Source organism: Paenibacillus oenotherae (assembly GCF_019443105.1).
GTDB classification, from domain to species: Bacteria; Bacillota; Bacilli; order Paenibacillales; family Paenibacillaceae; genus Paenibacillus_Z; species Paenibacillus_Z oenotherae.
Window position 1 is genome coordinate 36,380 of record NZ_JAHZIJ010000014.1, and the last position, 25,212, is coordinate 61,591.

General features: G+C 51.1%; 23 protein-coding genes. 18 read left to right on the forward strand and 5 right to left on the reverse strand.

Translation table 11 applies throughout. The annotated features are described in order from the left end of the window. Nucleotides 1–45 precede the first annotated feature (45 nt). Together K0T92_RS17635 and ndk are read left to right on the forward strand one after the other, a co-directional pair. Complete coding sequence (locus tag K0T92_RS17635; RefSeq protein ID WP_219873790.1) at nt 46–1,845, forward strand: M3 family oligoendopeptidase; 1,800 nt, start codon at nt 46–48, stop codon at nt 1,843–1,845. Between the two features lie 146 nt (nt 1,846–1,991). Then, nucleotides 1,992–2,456, forward strand: coding sequence for a nucleoside-diphosphate kinase (gene ndk / locus K0T92_RS17640; RefSeq protein WP_219873791.1), 465 nt, complete (start codon nt 1,992–1,994; stop codon nt 2,454–2,456). Nucleotides 2,457–2,549: 93 nt separating this feature from the next. On the opposite strand, the gene K0T92_RS17645 is transcribed toward ndk, so the two are convergent. Continuing rightward, nucleotides 2,550–3,182 (reverse strand): nitroreductase family protein, encoded by a 633-nt coding sequence (locus tag K0T92_RS17645; protein ID WP_219873792.1) that lies wholly within the window; start codon nt 3,180–3,182, stop codon nt 2,550–2,552. Between the two features lie 309 nt (nt 3,183–3,491). Here K0T92_RS17645 and K0T92_RS17650 point away from each other — a divergent pair, with 309 nt between their 5' ends. From K0T92_RS17650 to K0T92_RS17695, 10 genes are all read left to right on the forward strand, one after another. Further along, nucleotides 3,492–4,643 carry a P-loop NTPase family protein gene (locus K0T92_RS17650; RefSeq protein WP_219873793.1) on the forward strand — a complete coding sequence of 384 codons (1,152 nt, stop codon included), beginning with the start codon at nt 3,492–3,494 and terminating at the stop codon, nt 4,641–4,643. Further along, nucleotides 4,600–5,835, forward strand: a complete 1,236-nt coding sequence (locus K0T92_RS17655) for a TadA family conjugal transfer-associated ATPase (protein WP_219873872.1) — start codon at nt 4,600–4,602, stop codon at nt 5,833–5,835. The genes K0T92_RS17650 and K0T92_RS17655 overlap by 44 nt, the downstream gene beginning before the upstream one ends. After that, nucleotides 5,832–6,671, forward strand: a complete 840-nt coding sequence (locus K0T92_RS17660) for a type II secretion system F family protein (RefSeq protein ID WP_219873794.1) — start codon at nt 5,832–5,834, stop codon at nt 6,669–6,671. The genes K0T92_RS17655 and K0T92_RS17660 overlap by 4 nt, the downstream gene beginning before the upstream one ends. Nucleotides 6,672–6,685: 14 nt before the next feature. Further along, on the forward strand, nt 6,686–7,561 hold the full coding sequence (locus K0T92_RS17665) for a type II secretion system F family protein (protein ID WP_219873795.1): 876 nt from the start codon (nt 6,686–6,688) through the stop codon (nt 7,559–7,561). Between the two features lie 57 nt (nt 7,562–7,618). Then, nucleotides 7,619–7,828: a Flp1 family type IVb pilin gene (locus K0T92_RS17670; protein ID WP_246628245.1), complete on the forward strand. Its 210-nt coding sequence runs from the start codon at nt 7,619–7,621 to the stop codon at nt 7,826–7,828. Next, on the forward strand, nt 7,821–8,528 hold the full coding sequence (locus K0T92_RS17675) for a pilus assembly protein (protein ID WP_219873796.1): 708 nt from the start codon (nt 7,821–7,823) through the stop codon (nt 8,526–8,528). Before K0T92_RS17670 ends, K0T92_RS17675 begins: the two co-directional genes overlap by 8 nt. Before the next feature lie 94 nt (nt 8,529–8,622). Continuing rightward, nucleotides 8,623–10,812 carry a hypothetical protein gene (locus K0T92_RS17680; protein ID WP_219873797.1) on the forward strand — a complete coding sequence of 730 codons (2,190 nt, stop codon included), beginning with the start codon at nt 8,623–8,625 and terminating at the stop codon, nt 10,810–10,812. Beyond that, nucleotides 10,775–11,749 (forward strand): TadE/TadG family type IV pilus assembly protein, encoded by a 975-nt coding sequence (locus tag K0T92_RS17685; RefSeq protein ID WP_219873798.1) that lies wholly within the window; start codon nt 10,775–10,777, stop codon nt 11,747–11,749. Before K0T92_RS17680 ends, K0T92_RS17685 begins: the two co-directional genes overlap by 38 nt. A gap of 92 nt (nt 11,750–11,841) precedes the next feature. Next, nucleotides 11,842–12,324: an A24 family peptidase gene (locus K0T92_RS17690; protein ID WP_219873799.1), complete on the forward strand. Its 483-nt coding sequence runs from the start codon at nt 11,842–11,844 to the stop codon at nt 12,322–12,324. A gap of 17 nt (nt 12,325–12,341) precedes the next feature. Further along, nucleotides 12,342–13,889 (forward strand): DUF6382 domain-containing protein, encoded by a 1,548-nt coding sequence (locus K0T92_RS17695; RefSeq protein WP_219873800.1) that lies wholly within the window; start codon nt 12,342–12,344, stop codon nt 13,887–13,889. Between the two features lie 32 nt (nt 13,890–13,921). Here the strand turns inward: K0T92_RS17695 and K0T92_RS17700 are convergent, their stop codons facing one another. The 3 genes from K0T92_RS17700 to K0T92_RS17710 all read right to left on the reverse strand — a co-directional run bounded on the left by K0T92_RS17700 (nt 13,922) and on the right by K0T92_RS17710 (nt 15,831). Continuing rightward, a complete protein-coding gene (locus K0T92_RS17700; protein ID WP_219873801.1) occupies nt 13,922–14,827 on the reverse strand; it encodes a TIGR01777 family oxidoreductase in 906 nt (301 codons plus the stop codon). Between the two features lie 23 nt (nt 14,828–14,850). Then, entirely contained in the window at nt 14,851–15,282 is a 432-nt protein-coding gene (locus K0T92_RS17705) for a hypothetical protein (protein ID WP_219873802.1), read from the reverse strand. 111 nt (nt 15,283–15,393) lie between these two features. Then, nucleotides 15,394–15,831, reverse strand: coding sequence for a DUF2621 family protein (locus K0T92_RS17710; RefSeq protein WP_219873803.1), 438 nt, complete (start codon nt 15,829–15,831; stop codon nt 15,394–15,396). Nucleotides 15,832–16,097: 266 nt separating this feature from the next. On the opposite strand from K0T92_RS17710, the gene K0T92_RS17715 reads away from it, so the two are divergent. From K0T92_RS17715 to ppnP, 4 genes are all read left to right on the forward strand, one after another. After that, nucleotides 16,098–17,225, forward strand: coding sequence for a deoxyribonuclease IV (locus tag K0T92_RS17715; protein ID WP_219873804.1), 1,128 nt, complete (start codon nt 16,098–16,100; stop codon nt 17,223–17,225). A 45-nt stretch (nt 17,226–17,270) separates the two neighbouring features. Further along, nucleotides 17,271–18,170, forward strand: a complete 900-nt coding sequence (purU, locus tag K0T92_RS17720) for a formyltetrahydrofolate deformylase (protein ID WP_219873805.1) — start codon at nt 17,271–17,273, stop codon at nt 18,168–18,170. Nucleotides 18,171–18,406: 236 nt separating this feature from the next. Further along, nucleotides 18,407–20,425 (forward strand): transketolase, encoded by a 2,019-nt coding sequence (gene tkt, locus K0T92_RS17725; protein ID WP_219873806.1) that lies wholly within the window; start codon nt 18,407–18,409, stop codon nt 20,423–20,425. 84 nt (nt 20,426–20,509) lie between these two features. After that, nucleotides 20,510–20,827, forward strand: a complete 318-nt coding sequence (gene ppnP / locus K0T92_RS17730) for a pyrimidine/purine nucleoside phosphorylase (protein ID WP_219873807.1) — start codon at nt 20,510–20,512, stop codon at nt 20,825–20,827. Nucleotides 20,828–21,387: 560 nt separating this feature from the next. Here ppnP and K0T92_RS17735 read toward each other — a convergent pair. Then, nucleotides 21,388–22,683 (reverse strand): NAD(P)-binding domain-containing protein, encoded by a 1,296-nt coding sequence (locus tag K0T92_RS17735; protein WP_219873808.1) that lies wholly within the window; start codon nt 22,681–22,683, stop codon nt 21,388–21,390. A 316-nt stretch (nt 22,684–22,999) separates the two neighbouring features. On the opposite strand from K0T92_RS17735, the gene K0T92_RS17740 reads away from it, so the two are divergent. Both K0T92_RS17740 and K0T92_RS17745 read left to right on the forward strand, forming a co-directional pair. Then, nucleotides 23,000–24,349 carry a glucose-6-phosphate isomerase gene (locus K0T92_RS17740; RefSeq protein WP_219873809.1) on the forward strand — a complete coding sequence of 450 codons (1,350 nt, stop codon included), beginning with the start codon at nt 23,000–23,002 and terminating at the stop codon, nt 24,347–24,349. A 34-nt stretch (nt 24,350–24,383) separates the two neighbouring features. Beyond that, entirely contained in the window at nt 24,384–25,016 is a 633-nt protein-coding gene (locus K0T92_RS17745; protein WP_219873810.1) for a YigZ family protein, read from the forward strand. The last annotated feature ends 196 nt before the right edge of the window (nt 25,017–25,212 follow it).

Consider the following 25,212-nt stretch of genomic DNA (forward strand, 5'->3'; position numbering starts at 1 on the left):
ATGAGCGGGTTATTATTCCGGCATTCGAAAGTCAGGAGGATCAGGATGGGTCAATCGTATCCGATGAAATGGGATTTGGATGTTTTCTATGAAGGGGGCTCAGGCTCGCCAGCATTCAGGAATGAGCTTCAGACGATGGAGGCTGACATCGAGAGTCTGTCTGCTGATCTGGGAGAAGCGGCAGCGAGCGAAGCGGGTGGAACAGATAGGGGCGGCAAGCTGTCGGAGTGGACGAATATTGTTCAATCGGTCCTGCTGCGTCTGCGGCAGTCGGAATCGTTCGTTTCCTGTCTGCTTGCGCAGCAGGTCAAGGATACCGCCGCGCTTGGATTAAACGATAAGGTAAAGACACTGTCAGCAAAGTTTAATGGTGTGCTCACAAGCTACGATGAGCAGCTGCTGCTGACAGAGGATGAAGTCTGGCGGGATTGGCTTAAGCGGGATGAGATTGCTCCTGTAGCATTCACACTGAACGAACGACGGGACGGGGCAAAGGAAAAGCTGGCGCCTGCTCAAGAAGCGCTCGCCAGCGAGCTGGCTGTGGACGGTTATCACGGCTGGGGCGATTTGTACAATACCATTGTTTCGCGGGCGCGATTCGAAGCCGTGGAGCCGGATGGTTCCAGGAAGGTGCTCTCTGCGGGACAAATGCACAATCGTCTCTCGAGTAGTGATCGAAGCATACGGGAGGCATCCTTCCAGGAGTGGGAGCGCGAATGGGGCGAGCAGGCCGAGCTTTGCGGAGAAGCGTTGAACAGGCTGGCCGGCTTTCGTCTGAAGCTCTATGATCGGCGGGGATGGTCCTTTGTGCTGAAGGAGCCGCTTGCCATGAACCGGATGAGCGAAGCGACGCTGCACGCGATGTGGTCAGCGGTGAACGAAGGGAAATCGGATCTCGTTCGGTACATGGAGCGGAAAGCAAAGCTGCTGGGTGTCCCCAAGCTGGACTGGCATGACGTTGAGGCGCCAATCGGTTCTGCGAGCCGGACAGTGCCTTATGATGAAGCCGCAGCCTTCATACTTGACCGGTTCCGTGTCTTCAGTCCGGATCTGTCAGACTTCTCGGAGGTCGCATTCCGTGAAGGCTGGATCGAAGCGGAAGATCGGGGGGGCAAACGTCCGGGAGGGTTCTGCACGGCGTTTCCCAAGAGCGGTCAAACACGCATTTTCATGACTTATTCGGGCACGGCTTCCAACATCTCCACGCTTGCGCATGAGTTGGGGCATGCCTACCACCAGCATGTGATGAATGATTTGCCTCCGCTTGCCCAGGAGTATGCAATGAATGTTGCGGAGACGGCTTCAACCTTCGCGGAGCTCATTGTCGCCGATTCTGCGCTTCAAGCTGCTGTGGATGACAATGAAAGGCTGGCGCTGCTGGAAGATAAAATCCAGCGGTCAACGGCGTTCTTTATGAACATTCATGCCCGGTTCTTGTTTGAAACCCGGTTCTATGATCAGCGGCGCCAAGGTGTAGTGAGCCATGAAGAATTGTCCAAGCTGATGGAAGAGGCGCAGCAGGAAGCGTTCTGTGGCATGGTTGATGAGCTGCATCCGCATTTCTGGGCATCCAAGCTGCATTTTTATTTAACGGATGTGCCTTTCTACAATTTCCCTTATACCTTTGGTTATTTGTTCAGCAGCGGGATCTATGCGGTGGCCCAGCAGGAAGGCGCATCGTTCGCGGAGCGTTATGTGGCGCTGCTGCGGGATACCGGACGAATGACTGTCGAGGAGCTGGCGAGCAAGCATTTGGGAGTTCGTCTGGATGAGCCGGATTTCTGGCGCGGGGCGGTAGCACTAACGAAAGCGGATGTGGATACGTTTCTTGAACTTACCGAATAGAACCGTTTGATTTTGCTTTGTGCGGATGATCTCAGTAGGATGAATAATTGTGGCGAATTATGGAAAGTTAATAAGAAATGAATGGCGCAGCCTTGTGACTGCGCTGTTTGTCTCTAAACGCCAGTCATCCGAAGGGAGAATACAGCATGGAACGGACATTTGTTATGGTGAAGCCGGATGGGGTGAAGCGTGGCCTTATCGGCTCCATTGTTACCAGGTTCGAGCAAAAAGGGTTCCTCCTCATAGCGATGAAGCTGATGTCAATTGACCGCACTCTTGCAGAGCGTCACTATGGGGAACATCGGGAGAAGCCATTCTTCGGTGAACTGGTCGATTTTCTGACATCAGGGCAGGTATGCGCGATGGTATGGGAGGGGCCGAATGCAATAGCTAACGCGCGCGGTCTCATAGGCTCGACCAATCCGGCTGAGGCATCGCCCGGCACGATTAGAGCTGACTTTGCGCTGGATATCTCCAGCAATATCGTGCATGGCTCTGATTCTCTTGAGAGTGCGCAGAGGGAAATCGGATTGTTCTTTGACGGTGCGCAGCCGCCGGGATTATTATTCCGCGCAGCGAGTGACGGGGCTTCGATTACTACGGCACATTGATTAAAATGGACGCGAAAATTGAAAAAGCCCTCTCTCCAAGGCTCCTGAAAAAGGAGGTTGGAGAGAGGGTTGTCTAGTTTCTGCTAATGTTGCTTAGAACGATTCGTTAATGACAAGCTTGTCAAGCGACAGACGGTCAGTGGCGCGCGCAGGTACAGCAGCCTCGCCTATCGGTATTAGCATAACAGGAATGAATCGTGACGGAATGTTCAACGCTTGAATTAGCTGCGCAGCATCAAAGCCGCCCATAGCCACAGTGTCATAGCCTTTTGCTTTGGCAGCAAGCATCAACTGCATGGCAGCCAGACCAGCATTCTTATTCGCTTCATCACGCGCTACTTGAGCAATCTGATAAGCTCCGCTTACCTGATTAACCATGTTGTCATGGATTTCTTGCGTAATTTGTCCGGCAGCAAGCTTCTCGCCATAAATTTCTTTAGCTGTTATTTGCGCTTCTAGATCACCAAGGATAACGACAACGACGGAAGCATCCGATACTTGCTGTTGACCATAGGCAATCGCTTTAACGCGATCCTTCTGCTCTTGTTCACGAATGACGAGAAAACGCCATTGCTGCAGATTCCATGAGGATGGCGCTGCTGCTGCCAATTCCAGAATCTCGTTAAGCGTTTGATCCGGAATTGTAACGTTGCGTTTGTATTGACGAACGGAGTGGCGGGCACGAATAACCTCTTCTGTGGATAACACGGTATTTGTTTGGCTCATTACATTCTCTCCCTTTCAAAACGGATATTTTTATGCTCAGTTACTTGTTTAAGTAGCATTACTTACTAAAGTATAGTTTATAACGGATTAGATTGCAATCAATTATTTCAAAGCGTACGGATCATAATTTTTGGGTAGATTGATTTGATTTTAAAATTTTATGGGTTGACTATTTCCGGTTGATTGTGGTAAATTATGGTCAAATCAAATCGAGCAATTACGGAAGCACCGTGAATGAGGCAGTCTTGACTGCACATTTATGGTGCTTTTTTTGTGTTTTTTATTTGCGAACTGGAAGGAGCAGGTGCCATGAGCAAACAGCATTTAGTATTGGCCGCAAGGGAGACGGAGTATGTTGAACGGATCGTATCTTATATTCAGCATTCCTCTTACGGAGAAAGCTGGCAGCTTACCGCTTTTACAAATCCGGCAGCACTTCGCCATTATGTGCGGGCTGGTTACAGCATTGATCTTATTGCAGCACAGCCGTCTTTGCTCGTTGAACTGGAGGGCGATATTGCAGGAACTTCTGTAGCTGCGTTGGTCGCTCGCCATGGACAGTGTCCGAGATATAGAGAAGTGCTTCAATATCAATCCATTCCACAATTGATGAATGAGCTTACTGCTGTGCATGACTTTTACGGCGAGCAGAAGGGTGGAGGTTCTGGTTCCTCCTTGAGTGCGATTGTCATTGCAGTCTACTCCGCCACCGGAGGTATAGGCAAGACAATGCTTGCTCGGCAAATTTCGCATCAGGCAGGTGTTCGAGGCGCCCGTGTTTTTTATTTGAATCTGGAGCAGTGGAATGCGACTACCCTCTGGCTTGGCGACGAAGGGAGGGAGGATTTGGCGCAAATGCTCTATACACTTCAAGCTCAACCGGATAAAGCTGCCCATCGATTAACGGAGCTTCGCAAGCGCCATGCTGCGATGAAGTTTGATTATTTTGCACCATGCTCCAATGCTGATGAACGGTTGTCTCTCAGCGGGGAGCAAGGAAGGCTGCTGCTCTCCACCATCGCTGATTCAGGGAAGTATGATGTTGTCATTGTTGATCTGGACAGCAGGATGGATCCGCTTCATCAAGCTGTATTCCAGCACTGCACCCACTTGGTTTGGATGGTGGCCAGGGATGCCGTTATACAGCGGAAAACAGAACTGGCTCTAGGTTATTGTGAGCAAAAGTGGGGGACAGCATTCAAGGAAATAAAGCGCCGAATCCGATTTGTAGAAAGGTCTGGGACACGTTCTGCCTTGGGCGCGGAAGCATTGCCTGTCAGATTGGATGCCGTTATTCCCAGCGTGCAGGAATGGCAGGAGGACAGTATGTCTTATGAACGAGCGGTACCACCCGCGTATCGCGGTGCAGTCGCAGCTTTGCTGGATCGATTGGCAATTATGGAGAGGGGCAGGGAGGATGGCGGAGGAAATCGTACTGCGGCTCAAAGCCAGAATTCGTGAAGAGCTTGATCTGGACAGTGCAATGTCGGATGAGCAATTTATAGAACGGATTGAGAGAACTGTTTTTATCTGGTGCCAAGATCATCCCTTGACGGCTGGAGAGAAGCTGCAGCTTGTAAGGAGGCTCTTTCATTCTTTTCGCGGCCTGGATTTATTGCAGCCTTTGATGGATGATCCGACAGTGACAGAAATAATGATCAACAGCCATGAGGAGCTCTTCATTGAGAGGGCTGGTCAGATGAGCCGATCTCCCCTTTCATTCGAAAGCCGTGCGCGATTGGAGGATTTAATCCAGACAGTGGTTGCAGGAGTGAATCGTGTCGTCAATGAGTCCTCTCCGATTGTAGATGCCAGATTGAGGGATGGCTCAAGGGTACATGTCGTACTGCCGCCAATTGCGCTCAAAGGCCCGACAATGACTATCCGCAAGTTTCCTGAGGAGCCGATGCATATGAAGGATCTGGTAGAGCTTGGAGCGATCACAGAAGAAGCGGCTCAATGGCTGAGACAGCTAGTCGCAGCTAAATTCAATATTTTTATTAGCGGCGGTACAGGATCGGGGAAGACGACTCTGCTGAATGCTTTGGCACAATTTATTCCGGCGGATGAACGAATTGTGACGATTGAGGATTCTGCCGAGCTGCAGATTCGGAATGTACCCAATCTGGTTTCATTGGAGACACGAAATGCTAACACCGAAGGCAAGGGAGAAATCACGATACGGGAGCTTATTCGCGCCTCGCTCAGGATGCGCCCCAGCCGAATTATTGTTGGTGAGGTGCGCGGCGGAGAGGCGATAGACATGCTGCAAGCGATGAATACAGGGCATGATGGAAGTTTATCCAGCGGTCACAGCAACAGTGCACGCGACATGATGGCAAGGCTCGAGATGATGGTTCTTAGCGGAGCGGAGCTGCCAATTTCCGTTATCAGGCATCAAATCGGATCGGCAATCGATCTTATCGTGCATCTATCCCGCTTGCGTGACCGCTCCAGGCGTATTACTGAAATTTGCGAGATTACAGGCGTGGAGGACGGGGAGGTCAGCCTTCAAACGTTGTACCGATTCGAAGAAGAGGGGGAGAGCGCTGGGCGGGTCATTGGCAGCTTGAAGCCGACAGGGCAGAGGCTGCAGCGGATATGGAAGCTGCAGATGGCGGGAGTCCATAGTACGGGGGAGGAGGCGATATGAGAGAGAAGGGAACGAATAAACAACGGGAAGGATGGTTGAATTGGCTTGCCTGGACGGTTAGGAGGGAGAGAAGGGAAGGGCATAGGGGCGGCTCGCTTCCTAGTTATACGAGCTGCGAGCTAGGCAAGAAGCAATTTGTCATCGCTGCCTTGATTGGTTTCGGAATCGTATTCATAACGACCTATCTGTTCTATCGTTCCATTGCTGCGGCACTGATACTTGCGACAGCAGGAATTTTTGCCCCCCGTCTCCATCGCAATTCATTGCTTGCAAGACGGCGAATGAGATTGACGCTGCAGTTCAAGGAGGGGCTGTATTCCATTACATCTTCTCTGGCTGCGGGCCGCTCGGTTGAGAATGCGTTTATGACAGCATTAGATGATTTGAGACTGCTATATCCTGATCCCAAGACGGAGGTGATTGCCGAATTTGAGATTATTCGATCGCGATTGGCGTATGGCGAACCGCTAGAGCAGGCGCTGACGGACTTTAGCAGTCGGGCGGAGATTGATGATATCACACAATTTGTAGATGTGTTCGTCACCTGCAAACGGACAGGGGGCGATCTGGTCGAGGTGATCCGCCGGACATCCCAGACAATAGGAGAGAAACTGGATGTACAGCAGGAAATTGCCGTGATGATTGCCCAGAAGCGGTATGAATCACGAATTATGATGGTTGTTCCATTCGTTTTTCTTGCTTTTCTCAGCTTTGCAGCACCTGATTACATGGCCCCCCTTTATAGCGGGATTGGTTATATCATACTCACTGTGTCGCTGGCACTTCTTAGTGTCTGCTATTGGTTCATGATGAGAATAATGAATATTCGCATGTAAGGAGTGAACCGGGAATGGCTGTTATTATCGGGGCGATCTTAACGGCAGTATGGATCGCATTGGTTCTGATGAATGGCCGGGCTGAGGCGCGCGGCAGTCCATCCAGAAGTGCTGCTTCGGGAGAATCAATGAAGCGGCTGTTTATGGAAGAGCCTTTTCGTTTGCTTGTGGAAAGAAGCGGCCTGCTGGATCGGCTGCAGCCGTTCGTCTCAAGTATGCACGGCAAGCTTCTTGTTCTGAACGGAGCAAGCTGGACGATTGAATCGACCAAGGGAACGATTGCTTTCACTGCTGCTTGCGGCTATGCCGCTATTACTGGAGGCGCATGGCTCAGTGTTCTGAGCGGAGAGGACGATTTATTATGGTTAGCCGCGCTGGTCGGATTGATAGTACCTGCGGCAAAGTGGCGTGATACAGGGAGAAAGGTAGAAGAGCGACGGCAGAATATTCTGATGTCTCTTCCAGAAGTGCTTAACAAGCTGATGCTGCTTCTAGGAGCAGGCGAGACTGTCCAGCGAGCATTAATGCGATGCTCGGGCCGGCGATATGACACGGAGTCGAACCCGTTGCTAGACGAGCTGCGCAAAGCGAATGAAGCGATTCGCAATGGAGAATCCTTCAGTGCTGCGCTGGAGGCGTTCAGCAGGAGATGCGCTGTGCAAGAGGTGTCTCTCTTCACGACAACACTGCTGCTGAATTACCGCAGGGGTGGAGATAAGCTCACTCTATCGCTTAAAGAGCTTTCTTACACCTTATGGGAGAAGAGAAAGGCGGTTGCCCGCTCCAGAGGCGAGGAGGCATCGTCCAGGCTTGTATTCCCGCTGGTTGGCGTGTTCCTCATACTGATGGTGCTTGTGGCTTCACCGGCTGTTCTATTGCTGGGCGCATAATTGTGTTGCCAACTATGCTGCCTGCCAGCAGACCTATATATCAAAGGAGAGATTGGAATGAAAAAGATAATGCAGATGAAGATCAACAATTGGAGGAATCGGGCACGAGCATTTTGGCGTTCCGAGAGTGGACTAGGGACATTGGAGATTGTCCTTATCATCGCAGTCATTATTATTTTGGCATTATTGTTCAAGGATTGGATCATTGCACTAATCGAAAAGCTGATGGGCAAGGCCGATGATGAAGCCAATACCATCTTTGACTAAATTACGCTTCAAGCTGAAGGATGAAGAAGGCAGTCTCTCTATAGAGTCCTCCATGGTACTGCCGACAGTATTTCTCTCCCTGATCATCATGCTGCTGTTCAGCATGTATGTATATCAGAATGTTGTCCTCTATTATATGGCTTCCATATCGGCGGAGAGGGCTGCTTTTCGATGGGACAACAGCAAGCGCGATATGACAAGTGGTATGGGCTTGACCGGACAATATGATGGTCTTTACTGGCGGATGGCAAGCGACGGGGCACTGCAATCGTTATTTGGAATTGGCAGTGGCAATGGCAACGAGGGCGGTGGGACGGTCATTTCAGTGGGCGGAACAGGCAACGGAAATGCTGATCATGATGATGAGCCGTATGGAGAGTCATTGCCAGGCATGAAGCTGGGCAAGGTTGCTGGTCGAATGCCGGAATCTATCGAGGGCCAAATGAAATATAAGTATGGATGGACTGAAAAGAGAATTCAAGCGCGGCTGCAGAAGCCAATGTCTGTTCCCCTGCTGGAATTCATACTCGGACACGCCCAGCCTTCAACCGTAAGCTCTGCGGCTGTTGTTGATCCTGTCGAGTTTATACGCAATGTTGAGCTAGTGCGCTATTATACAGCGAAATTTGGCCAAGGAGCAGGGGCATCGCCTAAACGCGCACAGGCTGCGCAACTGTTAATGGAACGAAGCAATCAATAATCTCCGAAATAAAAGAATGAGTTCTAGAGGGAAGGAGGTAGCTTACAAATTGAAAAAGGATCATAGTAGGCCGCGTAAGAGAGGTTTGCGATATTTGATAGTGGATCATAGTGGAGCAGTCTCAGTCTTTCTCATTATAGCTACCTCGGCAATTCTGTTATTCACGACGCTGCTTGTCGATTATGCCAGAATAGCGGCATTCAACAAGCAGATTGAATTAGCCGCCCAATCGGGAATACGCTCAGCGCTCTCCGCTTATGACGGGATGCTGCTTGAGCGATATGGTCTATTCGGTACAGGCGGTACGAATCGCAGTGAACTGTTCGCCCATATAGTGAAGAACAATTGGCGACCGGAGAATGATCCTTCCTTCCCGCTGCTCCGGATAAAGTACGGCTCCTCCCATGTGAACAGCTATGAGGTGCTGGGTGCGCAGCCAGTATTTATACGGCAAGTGCTGGAAGAGATGAAGTACAAGGCTCCAATTGATTTTGCGATGGAATTGTCCTCCAGGCTTGCACCGGTATCTATTGCAATGAAGGAAGCGGCGGCGTCTGTGAAGATGCTTGCAAAGGTGAGGAATTTATACGATAAGCGTGAAAGACATCTACAGACAGTACTTGACCTTCAAAGGCAATCGACAGAGAGGGCAGTCGATGGCATTGCTTCGCAAATTCCCGTTCAACTGCATGACGCGGTCAGTGGAAGTACCGCAGCGAGTGTTGCGGCGGGTTATGCGGCTTATGTGAGCTGGTGCGAACAGGATGCTGGGCTGGAGAAAGACGAGAAGCCGCAATATAGAGAGGATATTGCTTCTTATGAGGATACAGCAAGATCGCTATCGGGTAATCTGCGCAGCAAGAGCATGGCTGCACTGCGGCGTCACCAAGAGCTGGAGATGCAAGCGTTGAAGGAACTGGCAGAAGCCGAGCGATATAATGCCGAGATGAAAGCGATCATTGACAGTATGAGGCAGGAGAATCCCGATAACGGATTCGATCGTGTCAATCGACGTCAAGCGGGAGCAGGGACAACCTCAACTATTCCGTCCACAGATGTTTCGAAGTTTCGTGAGGCGGGGCAATCGGCGGAACAGCTTCTGCTAGCACCAGACTGGTTTCTCAACTATAAGGAGGAGCTGTCCTCGCAGACCGTTATTTTTGCGTCCTTTGATTCTGAGGCGGCGCAATTTCAATCAAGTGTAACGATTGCTTTATCCGATCACGGCTCACTTCTCTTGCTGAGCGAAGGAGCGGCACAAATGCGAATTGCATTCATGCAGTATGCGGATAAGTTCATTCAGCAGGGTTCTGTTATCGATGCCCGAATGGGGGAGATGCAGCATCGGCAAGCCTCTGACCAGGAACGCAAGAAACAGGAAACGGCAGCCAAATCCAAATTAAGCGAGGTTCGCAAATGGCTGCATGCCATTACCTCCGTTCCGCAAATGGAAGAGCATCAGAAGATGTTTGATCAAGTGAAGGGGCGGCTGCAGTCTATCCTGCAATTCAATGGGCTCATTGAAGAAGCTGAGGCTGCATCAAGTCAGATGGAGGATGATCCTCATGATGAGGCTGTCAGCTCCATGACGGCAATGGAATCCATATTTGCAGGCATGGCTGATTTATTGGAGGGAACTCGTGATGCGCTTTATTTGAATGAATATATTGTTCATCGCTACGCTTCATTCCAACCGCAGAAATTCGGAGCAATAATGCGCAATGAGGATGGCGGGGAGTTCGCTAATGCATTGAGCTTGAACAATCAGGAGGTGGAGTATATTTTGTATGGATTCCATACACCCGCCGCTAATGTTGGTGCTGCTTACGGCGAGTTATTCGCATTCAGACTCGCAATACGGACGATGGAGGGTTTGATTGAATGCCGTACTATGGGGCATCCGTTGCTTGTGCTGGCAGGAGCCATTCTCTATGGTCTGGAGCAGTCGATTGCAGATATGGTCGCATTAACCCAGAAAGGCAGCATACCGCTCTCCCGATATGCAGCTATTGATCTGACCTACCTCGATTATTTGCGCATTTTTCTGCTGCTGCACGGGAGCAGCGAGAAGCGAATCTCGCGTATGATGGCTGTTATAGAACAGAATACGGGAATGGCATTGACACATACCTCAACCGGACTTACGGGTGAGCTGACAGCATCAGTGAATCTCTGGTTTTTGCCGGGACTAATGAAGAGCCTCACGAATTCCGGCCTATTGAATGGAAGGGTCAAGGGCAGCCGTTATGAGACGACGAAGACAATGGGATGGTCGTACGGTTAAGGAACGATCTGATGCGGGGAGCATCGCTTTGGAAGCTTCGCTTATTATGCCGATTGTACTGATGGTCATCCTATTTTTTATCTGCTTAATCCAGTTATGCGCAGCGCAAATGGCGCTTCATGGCGCTGTGTCGCAGACGGCTAAACAAGCTGCAGCTAATATTAGGCCTATTGAGCTTGCCGTTCAGCAAGCAGCTGGTTATATGCCCTCGCATATTGGCGGGCTGCCGACCGTGGAAGTCCCGCAGGAAATTAGATCAATCGCGGCAGAGCTGGCAGACTGGCTGCCCCCACCGGCTGGACCTCTTATGTCAGCTGCAATAAAAGGTGATTGGAAGCCGCTTGAAGACGTCGCTGCTACGGCAATCGGCCGTTCCATTGTCGAGCCTCTGCTTCAGCATCAAGGAGATGACAAGGTGTTGGATGTTACGCAGTTGAAGCTAAGCGTGCTTTCACTGCCAGACTTAAAAGGAGGGGCGGAGCCATATATTCGCATTGAAGCTGAATACACGTTCAGGCTCGCACTTCCTTTTACCAAACATTCAGTCAAACTGAGAGAGCAAGCAGTAGAGCGGGTATGGGTAAGTGATGCAACTCCGGCTCCAAGAGGCGGTATCGGAGACGCTGGAGCCGATGAGAGGACATCCATACAGATTGTTTCCATCGAACCGGATCCATTGCGGCCAGGAAGGAGAGCAGCCGTAACCGTCCAGAGTGAGCCAGGCCAGAAGCTTAATCTTACGGTTCAATATAAAAGCGGTCAGAGTCGAGCGAAGAATCTTGGCGAAGCAACTACGGATGGTGAAGGGATCGTGGAGTGGTCATGGCTGGTTTCCGGAAACACGACACCCGGTGTATGGGAACTTATTGTAACAGCGGAAGACGGAACGAAGGTTGCACGGCATTTTGTAGTCGAAAGTTCAGGAATTACAAATTAGATAAGCGAAAAAAAGCGGCTGAGCTTGCTTGTAATCGTTGAAGGGAGTAAAGATGTATGGCATTGACGATACCTCAAGGAGTTTCCGCTGTTATGTTAGTAATCGCTCTCATCAGTGACATAAAGTCGATGCGAATTCCGAATTGGCTGACAGTATCTTTCTTTGTTGCTGGCTGCTGTTATCAGGTAGCGGCAGGTGGCTGGGAGGGCGGATGGGTTTCATTGCTGGGCGCCTTATCAGGGTTCGCACCGTTGTTAGTTCTGTATGCCTTTAAAGGAATTGGCGCTGGTGATGTGAAGCTGTTCGCTGCACTTGGCGTGTGGATCGGCACGACTGCCGTCCTGCAGGTGCTTATCTATGCTATTTTGTATGGTGGCGCGGTCGGAATGATGTTGTTATTCTTCTATCGGCCGTTCGGCAGGCGGATTATAACGGGGGTAGTTATGCTCGTCAATCCAGGCTATTTGAACAAGAGTGCCATTATACAATCCTTGGGGAAGAATGGATTGCGTTTCCCATTCATGATTGCAGTGGCTCCTGGGGCCGTTACTGCATGGTTGCTGACGGGCACGTAACGAAAGGAGAGATGCTGATGATTTCAGCAGGATTTCGAATCGATTTTTCGATGAAGCGCGGGCATGAGATGGTTGTAGATCGACCATCGGGCATATTGCGTGAAGAGCTGGAAGAGGTTGAGATCGCAATGCTGCAAAGCCAGCACATTCCTAGAGTGCTTGATATGGAGTGGGTCGGCATTGATGGAGCCGTAACGTTCCGATACTCGCTCTCCGGCAAGAGGATGCTGTCGCACCGACTGCAAATGGTTCAGCTAACGATGATTGATTTCTATGCGCTTCTTCTTGCTGTAATTGAAGTCATAGATGATTGCGAGCAGTATTTGCTGCGTGAGGAGGGATTCATGCTGCATGAGCAGTACATGTTTGTAGGGGAGCAGTGGGATGACATCGGTCTGGTGTATATTCCTCTGAAGGGGGGCGGAGCGGTGCCTGCACCGAGTGAAGCAGTTATGGCAATGGCAGTGCGCTGGATCAGTTATGTAGCGCGGCCGGATGGAATGGGCTTGCAGAGCGTATTCCAGCATTTGAGAGAGGATCGTGTATCGTGGGGAGGGCTTAGACAATCATTGCTAACTTTACTGGGCTCTGCCGATGCTTCATTTCTGTCTCAAGAACCGGGTATTCACCAGCAAACACCGTTTTCGCAGAAGCGTGATCGGGTGCCAAGTATTTCGCAGTGCAGCGATAATGATCAAACAGTTGCCAGGCTTAGAGTGGAGGATGGTTGTCACACCGGTCTGGATTGGGAGTCCGACACCAGCAATGACCGCTTGATGAAGGTTCAGAATTCTGAATCTGAGGATGATGCTCTGCCGGAGTTGCAGACTCTCAGCGGGCCATCGAGTGTTGTTCTCTCTCGATCCAAAAAGGCAGTTTGCGCGATAGTGGTTATTGCTGTTGGGCTAATTTGGAAATTTTTGTACATGGATTCGCCGACGCAGCCGGGCTTGTATGTTAGCGCTGGACTTACGTTAATGGCTGCAGCCGGACTTCTGTTCTATTGGCGGAGAATGACAGGTGATCAGGGGGTTGAGGATGCGCCTTCATTTGATGCAAATTTCAGCCAGTACGAGGATAGTTGGAGAGAAGAGGGAGCAGGATATGGGAGCAACAAGCATCTTGGCAGGACAGAGGAGGTTGTTAGTGAGTCGCCCGTTTCAATGAGCCCCTCTCAAAATGTACCCTTTCGCAATGGGGGGAGTGATGCTACCGCTCTGCTCGGAAGTGAATCAAAGGACATGCAAGGATATGGTAATGTGATTCCTTGGCTAGCTCGAAATGTTGGCGGTACGATTGAGCGGGTGGCACTCCTGAAGCGCAATATTATCGGGCGTGCTGAAGAGGGAGCGACTTATGTAGATCGCTCCCCGGGTGTGTCGAGGGCGCATCTGGAGCTGTCTGATGATAATGGATCATGGATAGTTAAGGATATGGGCTCCAGAAACGGCAGCACGCTAAATGGCGAGACGATGATTCCATATAAATCCTACAGCTTAACCAATGGAGATGTTATGCAACTGGCAGGTGACAAGGGGCCCCAATATGAATTTCGGGCCGGATAGGACGATAACAGCGAACCCCTTCTGTAAGCAAGCTACATGTGTCGCTTAAGGAGCTGCTCCATCGCTTCTCTGATGGTCGGATAACGAAAATGGAAACCCTTCTTCATGGCTTGGCGTGGGATGACACGTTGACCATCCAGCAGCAGAGTAGACATCTCTCCAAATATGGCTTTCATCAGAAATGCCGGAACAGGGAACCAGTGCGGCCTGCCCATAGCTGCTGCCAATGCTTTGCCAAAGGCATCATTTGTGACAGGATGAGGTGACGATGCATTAACCGGACCTGATAGCTGTGGATTATCGATGCAGAATATGATGAGCCCGGTTATATCATCAATATGAATCCAAGAGATCCACTGATCTCCGCTGCCGACCTTGCCGCCCGCGAATAACCGGTATGGCATCGCCATCTTCGGAAACGCGCCTCCTTCATTCGCAAGCACGAGGCTAACCCGCAGCTTCACAATTCGTTCAACTGCAATGCGGTCTGCCGCCGCTTCCCACTGTTCAACAACAGAAGAGAGGAAATCGTTGATGGTCGCAGGGCTGTCTTCCTCGAAAACGGTATTCTCCGATGCCCCATAGATAGAAATGCCGGATGCGTTCACGATGACTTCGGGCTTGCGGATCAGTGCGGCAACCGCCTTCTCGATTCTGCCTGCCGCCTGGAGCCTTGATTGGAGTATTCGTCCCTTGGCGGCTTCATTCCAGCGCTGGTTAACAGACTCGCCTGCTAGATTGACGATAGCATCGATACCTTCCAGTATCCTTGGAGAAGCATCGAGCTCACTCCAAGTCAGGCGGTGCAGCCTCGGATTCTCATTGATCGCAGATGAAGAAGAGCGGGAGATGTTCCACACCTCATCCCCGCGTTCCAGAAGCGCCTTTACAAGGGCATTGCCAACTAATCCTGTCCCGCCAGTAACTGCAATTTTCATTTCTTACTCCCCCTGCGAAGCAATTAATGGTCTAAGGCTTTGATTCTGGTCAGCCATAATTGCTTGATGATCTTCCCATCGGCATCTATTTCCTGCTCTCTAAATTCATAAGCTACAGCTACTCCGTCTTTCCCTTCCGGGATCGCTTCCAGCTGTTTCGCAACGTCCTCATCCACTTGAAAAACAGTGGGTCCTTCCTCAGTTGTGATTTCAACGGAATGGGTATCCGCCATGCCCTGATAAATCCCCTGGCCCTTCAACTGAACTGGTTCAGAAGGCTTGCTGCACCCGGCTATTGCCAGAATGAGAAGGAACAAACAGATAGCGATCCATAGCCTGCGCACCGCGCGCAGCTCCCCGCGCGCGGTGTTTCGCTGCATGACGGCGGTCGGTCGACCACAGCTACACTTAGCGTTGTCGATCATACTTGTTGCTTTTGCTCTCTGATTGCCCATATGTATTCCCCTCCTGCACTCTTTAACGTATGCTTACCCTGCGATGTTACAGGGCAATCGCAGCAAGCGTCAGCGTGAGAGATAAGAAGAGCCGCCCATGGAGGCGGCTCATTATTTATTAAGCAAATGCTTGTAAGGGGTATAGTCGATCCCTTGTTTGTCAAGAAAGGATACCAGACTGCGATAATCCCGCTTGGGGGTAGCGCGAATATAACCTTCGATGCAATGATTCCGCAGCACCTCACTGGAGCCACTCTCGACAGCTACCTGCGCGATCTTGGCAGCTATGGAATGTCTGGCTATATCACGAAATGCTCCTGGTACTGGAGCGACGAGCTGATCAAGAAAATCTTTGGAGTCCTCCGGCCACATGCCACGGCTTCGTTCCACCCAATAATTCTGCCAGTCAAGCTTTGATTTGCCGTCACGCATGGGGAGCACTTTAAGAAATTTGCGGAACATGAAGTATCCGCCTATCGCCATAAATCCAAGCATTACGAATGCCCAGAACATGATAAAATACATAAACCAATCCGGTATATTGTCCATTGCGATGGTTCACCTCTTAATACGGATTATACCTTATTCCTGCCCCTGTGTAAGGTCACTTGAAAATATTCACCAAACCGCCATCAAAAATTTGATTTCATTATAAGCTACGAACCCGAGGGCTCGCAACAAGAGGAAGGCAAGCGGGAGCTGTTGAACCTAGATTTATTTCGGCATACCCTGTAAAATAGGGAGGACATGCTAGTGCAAGAAGGCCCTCCGTGCGAGGGCGAAAGGCAATTTGCGAGGGGAGCGAAAAGGATCATATGTTGAAGATCGGATCTCATGTTTCTTTTTCCGACAAAGGTTTGCTAACTGCTGCTAAGGAGGCTGTATCTTACGGCTCCAGCTCATTCATGATTTATACCGGCGCTCCGCAGAACACCCGGCGCAAGCCGATTGAAGATTTATACATTGAAGAAGGCAAGGCAGCTATGAAGGAAGCAGGTATCGACGAAATCGTCGTGCATGCGCCATATATCATTAACCTCGGCTCTTATAAAGAGGATACGTTTGAGCTTGCAGTTCGTTTTCTGCAGGAAGAGATTCGCCGGACGGACCGGATCGGCGTTCGCAATATCGTTCTGCATCCCGGCGCGTATACGGATAAGGATGCCGAGTTGGGTATCGCCCGTATTGCTGAAGGACTGAATGAGGTGCTGGAAGGCACCAAAGAAACGAATGTCAACATTGCATTGGAGACGATGGCTGGCAAAGGGACGGAGATCGGACGCAGCTTCGAGGAAATCGCGCAAATTATCGACAAGGTGCGTGACAACAACCGGCTGACCGTATGTATGGACACCTGCCATATGCACGATGCCGGTTATGATCTCGTGCATGATCTCGATGGCGTGCTGGCCGAGTTCGACCGGATCGTTGGACTTGATCGCGTAGCCGTCGTACATGTGAACGACAGCAAAAATCCGCGCGGAGCGGGCAAAGACCGCCATGCGCCTATTGGCGCTGGCTGGCTGGGACATGAAGCGATTCGCAATATTGTCCATCATGAGGGCTTGAAGGGCCGTCCGTTTATTCTGGAGACGCCATGGATCGGACAAGTGGACAAGAAGGAGCGTCCGATGTATGAGGCGGAAATTGCGCTGCTTCGCGGCGATGCGATGACCAGGTTCGGCGGAGAGTTCTTCGACCATGTGGAGCGGCTGCATCATTTCTTCAATAAACAGGAAATTGACCATCGCGCTTATGTGCTGGCTGTTTGGGATGTGCTCAAAAATGATGCTAAGGCGAAAAAAGCCGATCCGCGCGAGCCAATGGACCGTTTGTACGATCTTGTAATCGAGCATCGCGTCCTGCCTGAATTGTCGGAAGAAGCGGTCAACCAACGGATAACGGCCTGGTTTGCAGGCAAATCGCTGCTGGTTAATGCGTAGGGCGGGCAGCATAAGAATTGTATAGGGAAGGAAGACAGTAGCCTAATGACTAATACGTATCAACATCAGCAGCACGCACAGCGGCCGGACAAGCGGAACCGTGCGAGAATGCTGATTTCTTGCCCGGATCGTCCGGGAATTGTAGCAGCTGTTTCACATTTTTTATATGAGCACGGAGCGAACATTGTTCAATCGGATCAATATTCGATGGACCCTGGAGGCGGGATGTTCTTTATCCGCTTTGAATTTGATCTCAATGATCTGGACAAGGAGCTGCCGGTTCTGCAGGAGGATTTTTCCCGTGTAGCTGACCGCTTCGATATGAAATGGCATACGTTCCGCGACAGCCGCAAGAAGCGTCTCGCTGTCTTTGTATCCAAGGAGGATCATTGTCTGCTGGAGCTGCTCTGGCAGTGGCAGGCCGGCGATCTGGATGCTGATATTGCGATGGTCATCAGCAATCACCCTGATATGAGGGGGCTTGTGGAGTCGTTCGGTATTCCATACCATCATATTCCGGTGACGGCTGATACCAAGGCGGAAGCGGAGAAGCAGCAGCTGGAAGCAGTCGCCGACAAAGCGGATCTCATTGTGCTGGCGCGATATATGCAGATTATATCTCCCAAATTTATCGAGCAGTTTCCGAATCGGATTATTAACATTCATCATTCCTTCCTGCCGGCCTTCGTTGGCGGCAAGCCCTACTCGCAGGCTTATGAGCGCGGTGTGAAAATCATCGGGGCAACCGCGCATTATGTGACGGAGGAGCTCGACGGCGGCCCCATTATTGAGCAGGACGTCCAGCGCGTGAGCCACCGTGATAATGTAGAGGATCTGAAGCGGATTGGCCGGACGATTGAGCGTGTCGTATTAGCGCGCGCGGTAAAATGGCATATAGAGGACCGTGTGCTGGTTCATAAGAATAAGACGGTCGTATTCAACTAGAGCTGCAGATGGATCGGCTAAGGCACGGACGAGCTGGGTCGCTGAGAGGCGGCTTAGCTTTTTTCTTGCACAGCTTTTTTGGGATGGAAAAGGCTGACGTCTAATGGTACAATGTTTCACAGCTAGTGCGTGAAAAACGCGCAATAAAAATAACAAGATGGATTTGAACGGCAGCAAACCTTACGCATAACGGTGAGGTGACTCGCTCCGCAAAACGTTCTGGGAGGAATTAAGCAATGACAGTTACACAGAAGTCTATCGACCAGCTTTCCATTGACACGATCCGCACGCTCGCAATTGATGCGATCGAAAAGGCAAATTCCGGTCATCCGGGTATGCCTATGGGTGCTGCACCGATGGGTTACCAATTATTCGCTAAAAATATGAACCATAATCCATCGAATCCGAGCTGGATTAACCGCGACCGTTTCGTACTGTCGGCTGGCCACGGCTCCATGCTGCTCTATAGCCTGCTTCACTTGTCGGGCTACGATCTGCCGCTGGAAGAGATCAAAAACTTCCGTCAATGGGGCTCCAAAACTCCAGGCCACCCGGAATTCGGACATACAGCTGGCGTTGATGCTACGACTGGCCCGCTTGGTCAAGGTGTAGCGATGGCAGTAGGTATGGCGCTTGCGGAAACTCAGCTTGGCGCGACTTATAATAAAGAAGGCTTCAATGTTGTCGATCACTTTACGTATGCGATTTGCGGCGACGGCGATCTGATGGAAGGCGTAGCAAGTGAAGCGGCTTCTCTCGCAGCTCATCTGAAGCTTGGCAAATTGGTCGTATTGTACGATTCCAATGATATATCGCTTGACGGCGAGCTCAACCTGTCGTTCTCTGAGAATGTTCAAGGCCGCTTTGAAGCATACGGATGGCAAGTAATCCGTGTTGAGGACGGCAATGATCTGAACGCTCTTGCGGCAGCTGTTGCAGCTGCACAAGCAGAGGCAGGCAAACCGACACTGATCGAAGTGAAGACGGTAATCGGATACGGCAGCCCGAACAAAGGCGGAAAAGGCGGACATGCAGGTCCTCACGGATCGCCGCTCGGCGCTGAAGAGACGAAGCTGACGAAGCAGTTCTATGCATGGAGCGAGGAAGAGGCATTCCATGTACCGGCAGAGGTTCGCTCCCACTTTGCAGAAGTGAAAGCAAACGGCGAGAAAGCCAACGCAGCTTGGGACAAGCTGTTCGCGTCCTACAAAGCTGCTCATCCTGAGCTTGCAGCTCAGTTCGAGACCGCAATCAGCGGCAAGCTGCCGCAGGGCTGGGATAAAGATTTGCCGTTCTACAGCAATGAAGACAAAGCTGTATCAACGCGTGTCGCTTCCGGCAACGCGCTGAATGGACTGGCGAAGAATGTACCGAATCTCGTAGGCGGCTCTGCTGACCTTGAGAGCTCGACAATGACACATCTTAAAGGCTTGCCGGTCTACAAAGCAGGCAACTACGATGGCCGCAACATCTACTTCGGCGTACGTGAATTTGCAATGGCAGCGGCAATGAACGGAATTGGCCTGCATGGCGGTCTGAAAGTGTACGGAGCAACGTTCTTCGTATTCACCGACTACCTGCGTCCTGCAGTTCGTTTGTCCGCGCTGATGAAGCTGCCTGTCGTATACGTATTGACGCATGACAGCATCGCGGTTGGTGAAGATGGTCCAACACATGAGCCGATCGAGCAGCTTGCTTCGCTTCGCATCATACCGGATCTGACTGTTATCCGTCCTGCAGATGCGAATGAAACGTCTGCGGCATGGGCGTATGCTCTGGAAGATGGCAGCAAGCCGGTAGCGCTTGTCCTGACTCGTCAGAATCTGCCGATTCTGAAAGATACGAATGTCAATGCGCGTGAAGGCATTACGAAGGGCGCATATGTCGTTTCTGATGCTGCAAACGGCAAGCCGCAAGCGCAAATTATTGCGACCGGTTCTGAAGTGCAATTGGCTGTTGCGGCCCAGCAAGCACTCGCAGCTGAAGGAATTGAAGTGCGTGTCATCAGTATGCCAAGCTGGGATCTGTTCGAACAGCAGCCGCAATCCTACAAGGATTCCGTTCTGCTGCCTGAAGTCAAAGCACGCCTTGCAATCGAGATGGCATCGCCATTCGGTTGGGAGCGCTATGTAGGCGACAAGGGAGCTGTTCTTGGCATCAACACATTCGGCGCATCGGCGCCTGGTAATAAAGTTATTGAAGAGTATGGCTTCACGGTGGAGAACGTTGTAAGCAAAGTGAAGGCGCTGCTGTAGAATACCGCTACATGAATACGCGGGGCTGGCCGCATACTTGCAGCCGGCCCCGCATCATTACACGAACGAGGAGCTATAATAACAATGTCCCAATTTGAGAATGTAACAGTGGTTAAGCAAGCTAATGTCTACTTCGACGGCAAAGTAACGAGCCGCACAGTCGTATTCAGCGATGGTACGAAAAAAACGCTCGGTATTATGATGCCAGGCGAATATGAATTCGGTACCGATGTAAAGGAAGTTATGGAAATTCTCGCGGGAGAGTTGAAAGTGCTTCTTCCAGGCGATTCCGAGTGGATTACGATCTCCGGTCAAGGGGAATTTATCGTTCCTGCTAATGCGAAGTTCAAGCTTCAAGTGGCAACAGTAACGGACTACTGCTGCTCCTATATTGCTGAGTAAAGATTACACAGCCCATGTGCTCCGTGGCGCGCTGCAATTGCCGCAGGGGATACAAATAAGGCTGACCGAAAAGTCCAATATGCAATGAGTCAATCCCCAATGATGTGAAAAGATGCCTCCAACCCACTGAAAAGTGGGAATGGAAGCATCTTTTTTATTGTATAGGGGGACAGGGGGACTCTGTCTGAAATCATCCAACAACTTTATGGACTACTCCTTCTCCAACTGTTTTGAAGGCAGCGTGACGGAGCAAGAAGCCTGCGAATGTGCATGAATTTCGGTTGCAAGACGCCATAATGGCTAAATTCCTGCGATCAAGCATGCATTTGAGCAAAAATCGGCTGATAAGGGGAAACGAAGGTGAAATACCTGCACGCTGGCAGGCATTTCACCTTCATGGGGCCGGAAACGAGCAAACAAATGCCGTTTCGCATGTTTCGCCTAGCTTTGCTAGCCTCTCGCCTCTCGCATCTCACTCATTGTCTAGGCGTATGAATGATGGATCGTCCTCTGGTTCTGGACAGCTCCTTATTCGCTTCCCTGACAGTTTGCCGAGGCGATTAATCCTCGCTGCCGCTATGTCTATTAATGTAATCCTCCAGCAGCAGGCGCTGATAAGGAGCCAGACCAGCCAGCAGGCAGCCGTAGCGGAAGGTGCCTTCGATGGTTTCGATACGAATGATGCGGCCCATTACAGGCGGCAAGCCGGAATCCTTGGGAAAATGAATATGAATAAACATATCGCGTTCCAGCGGCGATGGAGAAGATATTTGGAGCCCGTTGTCCGACAAGTCGCACAATACGCCGTCAATCAATTGGCCGGAGAAGGAGCCCTCCTGCTCCCACTGATGCACAGATAATTGAAGCGGGATGTTGAGCTGGAGCCGCTGCCTTCTTCTGCGGTCGCTGCGATCCCCATCCTGCAGATTGTCAGAGCCGTCTAGAGCTGCTCCGGGCTTTGCATGAGAATGAGAAGTAATAGGCTTGCCGATCCACTGCTCGTAGCAGTATGCGAGCGCGGATAGATCAAGCTCGCCGACGCCCATTGATTCTCCGGCCTGGAATACGCTCTTGACCGATTCGAGAACGGGGGTAGGCGTCTTGAGGTTGTCCGAAAGAACGGAAGACAATCGCAAGTCCTTCAGCATAAGCGACAGGGAGAATTGGACGCTGAAATCACGTTCCAGCAGCTTGGGAGCTTTCATCTCTGTGAACCTGCTTGCCGCTCCGCCCGATCCAACCAGCTCAAGGAAGGAGGCAGCATCGATGCCGCCGCTTGCGGCGATTGCCATTCCTTCCATTAGTGCTGCGGCATTAATACCGACAACGGTATTATGGGCAAGCTTCGCCGTTGCGCCGCTGCCGCTAGGCCCCATGTGGATCACCTTCCGGCCCATAGCGAGCAGCACATCCTGTACGCGCTCCATAACGGCAGCGTCTCCGCCCACCATGAAGACGAGCGTTCCGCCCTCTGCAGCAGGCTTGCTGCCGGTAACCGGCGCATCGAGAAAATGTGCGAGTCTGGCCCCGATGTCTTCGCCAATGGCCCGGGCAAGTGAAGGGGAGATGGTGCTGCTGTCAATCACGACAGTGCCGGGCATCACTTCGCTGAGCAGTCCGTTCTCGCCATAGTACACTTCACGTATCGCATCATCGTTGCTGATCATCGTCATGACGAGCTCGGACGCGCGTGCAAGGGCAGCCGGAGTCGAGGCGATCTCTGCCCCTAGTTCAATCAGCGCATCCGCTTTGCCTGCTGTTCGGTTGTAGATCGTGACTTGATAGCCTTTGCGGAGCAAATTCGCAGCCATCGGCGCCCCCATGACGCCAAGACCGATAAATCCGATTCTGTTCATCACTCACATCTCCCTGTATCCGTGTTGTATTTCACTTTCTCTATCATAACACAACGAACCTGGCAGACTGGAATTCATTCTGACTATTCCGGCATTCCCTTGTTTTTGTGGTGGAAATCCATTATCCTAGTGCTAGGTCAAAAAAGGACAGTGCGAAACTTGCATCAGCCGCTACAGCTTCAGTGAGAAAGGCTCTGAGCAATGCAAGGCATACATATATGCAAGATGCAATCGGGGCTCTGCTTCGCCCAGCCTGTTGCGACAATTCTGACACACAAGCAGCGCTAAAAATTTTCTGGGAGGTTTCACGTAAATTATGAGTAAAGCCGTATCGTTCGACTACAGTAAAGCATTGACATTCGTAGGGCAGCACGAGATTGATTATTTGACAGACCAGGTTCGGCTCGCACATGAGCAGCTCCACAATGGAACAGGCGCAGGTTCTGATTATCTCGGCTGGATCGATCTTCCGACCAACTATGACAAGGAAGAATTCTCGCGCATTCAGAAGGCTGCAGCCAAAATTCAATCGGATTCCGAAGTGCTGGTCGTTATCGGCATCGGCGGCTCCTATCTCGGCGCACGCGCAGCGATCGAAATGCTGTCGCATTCCTTCTATAACATTCAATCCAGGGAACAGCGCAAGACACCACAGGTGCTGTTCGCTGGCAACAATATCAGCTCCACTTATGTAACTCATCTTCTGCAGGTGCTGGAAGGCCGCGACTGGTCGATCAATGTCATCTCCAAATCCGGCACGACGACAGAGCCTGCTATCGCATTCCGTGTATTCCGTGAAGCTCTGGAAGCGAAGTATGGACAAGCTGAAGCCCGCAAGCGTATCTATGCGACGACGGACCGTGCCAAAGGCGCACTTAAGAAGCTCGCAACAGAAGAGGGCTACGAGTCCTTTATTATTCCTGATGATGTAGGCGGGCGTTATTCCGTGCTAACAGCTGTAGGCTTGCTGCCGATTGCTGCTGCCGGAATTGACATCGAGGCTATGATGAAGGGCGCGGCCGATGCATCGAAGGAATACAGCAACCCTAACCTTGCAGAGAACGAGAGCTACCAGTATGCGGCTGCCCGTAATGCTCTGTACCGCAAAGGCAAGACAACAGAAATTCTCGTTAACTACGAGCCGTCGCTTCACTTTGTTTCGGAGTGGTGGAAGCAGCTGTACGGGGAGAGCGAAGGCAAGGATTTCAAAGGGATTTTCCCGGCGGCAGTAGACTTCTCTACAGACCTGCACTCCATGGGTCAGTTCATTCAAGAGGGCAATCGCAATATTTTTGAGACAGTCATTCAAGTGAACAATGTGGCGGAGCAAATTACGATTGGCCACAACGAGGGTGATCTGGACGGCTTGAACTTCCTGACAGGCAAAACGATGGATTTCGTCAACAAGAAGGCATTCGAAGGAACGCTGCTGGCACATACGGATGGTCAAGTTCCGAATTTCATCGTGAACATCGCGGACATGACGCCTTACACATTCGGCTACCTGGTTTATTTCTTCGAGAAGGCATGCGGCATCAGCGGCTATCTGCTCGGTGTCAATCCTTTCGACCAGCCAGGCGTAGAAGCTTACAAGACGAATATGTTTGCCTTGCTTGGCAAACCAGGTTACGAGAAAGAGAAGGCAGAGCTGGAAGCCCGCCTCTAAGGTGGCATGAAATCGCCTCTAGGGAGCGTGCATCATGCTGAATAAGTTTCGAACCGTGCGGCAGCAGGGTGATAAAGAAATTATTATTAAGAAATCACGGTTTATCGGGTACGGCAAGCCTGTGGAATCCGAGGCGGAAGCGGTCGCTTTTATTGAGGAGATCAAGAAGCTGCATTGGAACGCGACGCATAACTGCTCGGCTTATGTAGTAGGCGAGCGTGACGAATGCCAGAAGCAGTCGGATGACGGTGAACCAAGCGGTACTGCAGGCAAGCCGATTCTCGAGGTCATTAAGAATCAGGGGCTCAAAAATGTAGCCATCGTCGTCACCCGTTATTTCGGAGGCATTATGCTCGGTGCAGGCGGACTTATTCGGGCGTATACAGATGGAGCCGTCGCTGCGATTGAAGCGGCGGAGCCAGTCACATACGTGCTTCACCGGGAGATCATTGTCGATGTCGATTACACGTGGTACGGGAAGCTTGAGAACGAGCTTCATGCGCGAGGCGTGAAGATTGGAGGCGTTGATTTCACCGACAGGGTCGTTATTACGTGCTTGCCCGAAGCGCCTGATGCAGAGCGATTCTCCGCCTGGATGACGGATGTAACCCAAGGTCAAGCCTTCATTACACCAGGGGATACAAAGTATCATATCGAAGGGGTATAACCCCGCCCGCGAATTAGAGCTCTCCGGCGCAACTGCCGGGGAGCTTTATTTGGGACCGCATGGAATGAGAGTGCTCTGGCGGCTGATTGCCCGGCGCCAAGCGTTCAGAAGGAGCTGGGATTCAGCGATTCGAATAGAGGGCATCATTTTTTCTTATAGTAAGGATTGACTAGACAACCTATTATCTGCTACATTA

What these genes read in the sequence shown, in the direction of transcription:
- K0T92_RS17655 (WP_219873872.1), top strand. Translation starts at nt 4,600, where the DNA reads ATGGCGGAGGAAATCGTACTGCGGCTCAAAGCCAGAATTCGTGAAGAG.
- K0T92_RS17685 (WP_219873798.1), top strand. Translation starts at nt 10,775, where the DNA reads ATGAGACGACGAAGACAATGGGATGGTCGTACGGTTAAGGAACGATCT.
- K0T92_RS17740 (WP_219873809.1), top strand. Translation starts at nt 23,000, where the DNA reads ATGAGTAAAGCCGTATCGTTCGACTACAGTAAAGCATTGACATTCGTA.
- K0T92_RS17745 (WP_219873810.1), top strand. Translation starts at nt 24,384, where the DNA reads ATGCTGAATAAGTTTCGAACCGTGCGGCAGCAGGGTGATAAAGAAATT.
- K0T92_RS17665 (WP_219873795.1), top strand. Translation starts at nt 6,686, where the DNA reads ATGGCTGTTATTATCGGGGCGATCTTAACGGCAGTATGGATCGCATTG.
- K0T92_RS17660 (WP_219873794.1), top strand. Translation starts at nt 5,832, where the DNA reads ATGAGAGAGAAGGGAACGAATAAACAACGGGAAGGATGGTTGAATTGG.
- purU (WP_219873805.1), top strand. Translation starts at nt 17,271, where the DNA reads ATGACTAATACGTATCAACATCAGCAGCACGCACAGCGGCCGGACAAG.
- K0T92_RS17705 (WP_219873802.1), bottom strand. Translation starts at nt 15,282, where the DNA reads ATGGGCAATCAGAGAGCAAAAGCAACAAGTATGATCGACAACGCTAAG.
- K0T92_RS17635 (WP_219873790.1), top strand. Translation starts at nt 46, where the DNA reads ATGGGTCAATCGTATCCGATGAAATGGGATTTGGATGTTTTCTATGAA.
- K0T92_RS17735 (WP_219873808.1), bottom strand. Translation starts at nt 22,683, where the DNA reads ATGAACAGAATCGGATTTATCGGTCTTGGCGTCATGGGGGCGCCGATG.
- K0T92_RS17700 (WP_219873801.1), bottom strand. Translation starts at nt 14,827, where the DNA reads ATGAAAATTGCAGTTACTGGCGGGACAGGATTAGTTGGCAATGCCCTT.
- K0T92_RS17715 (WP_219873804.1), top strand. Translation starts at nt 16,098, where the DNA reads ATGTTGAAGATCGGATCTCATGTTTCTTTTTCCGACAAAGGTTTGCTA.
- K0T92_RS17645 (WP_219873792.1), bottom strand. Translation starts at nt 3,182, where the DNA reads ATGAGCCAAACAAATACCGTGTTATCCACAGAAGAGGTTATTCGTGCC.
- K0T92_RS17670 (WP_246628245.1), top strand. Translation starts at nt 7,619, where the DNA reads ATGAAAAAGATAATGCAGATGAAGATCAACAATTGGAGGAATCGGGCA.
- K0T92_RS17650 (WP_219873793.1), top strand. Translation starts at nt 3,492, where the DNA reads ATGAGCAAACAGCATTTAGTATTGGCCGCAAGGGAGACGGAGTATGTT.
- ndk (WP_219873791.1), top strand. Translation starts at nt 1,992, where the DNA reads ATGGAACGGACATTTGTTATGGTGAAGCCGGATGGGGTGAAGCGTGGC.
- K0T92_RS17690 (WP_219873799.1), top strand. Translation starts at nt 11,842, where the DNA reads ATGTTAGTAATCGCTCTCATCAGTGACATAAAGTCGATGCGAATTCCG.
- K0T92_RS17710 (WP_219873803.1), bottom strand. Translation starts at nt 15,831, where the DNA reads ATGGACAATATACCGGATTGGTTTATGTATTTTATCATGTTCTGGGCA.
- K0T92_RS17695 (WP_219873800.1), top strand. Translation starts at nt 12,342, where the DNA reads ATGATTTCAGCAGGATTTCGAATCGATTTTTCGATGAAGCGCGGGCAT.
- tkt (WP_219873806.1), top strand. Translation starts at nt 18,407, where the DNA reads ATGACAGTTACACAGAAGTCTATCGACCAGCTTTCCATTGACACGATC.
- ppnP (WP_219873807.1), top strand. Translation starts at nt 20,510, where the DNA reads ATGTCCCAATTTGAGAATGTAACAGTGGTTAAGCAAGCTAATGTCTAC.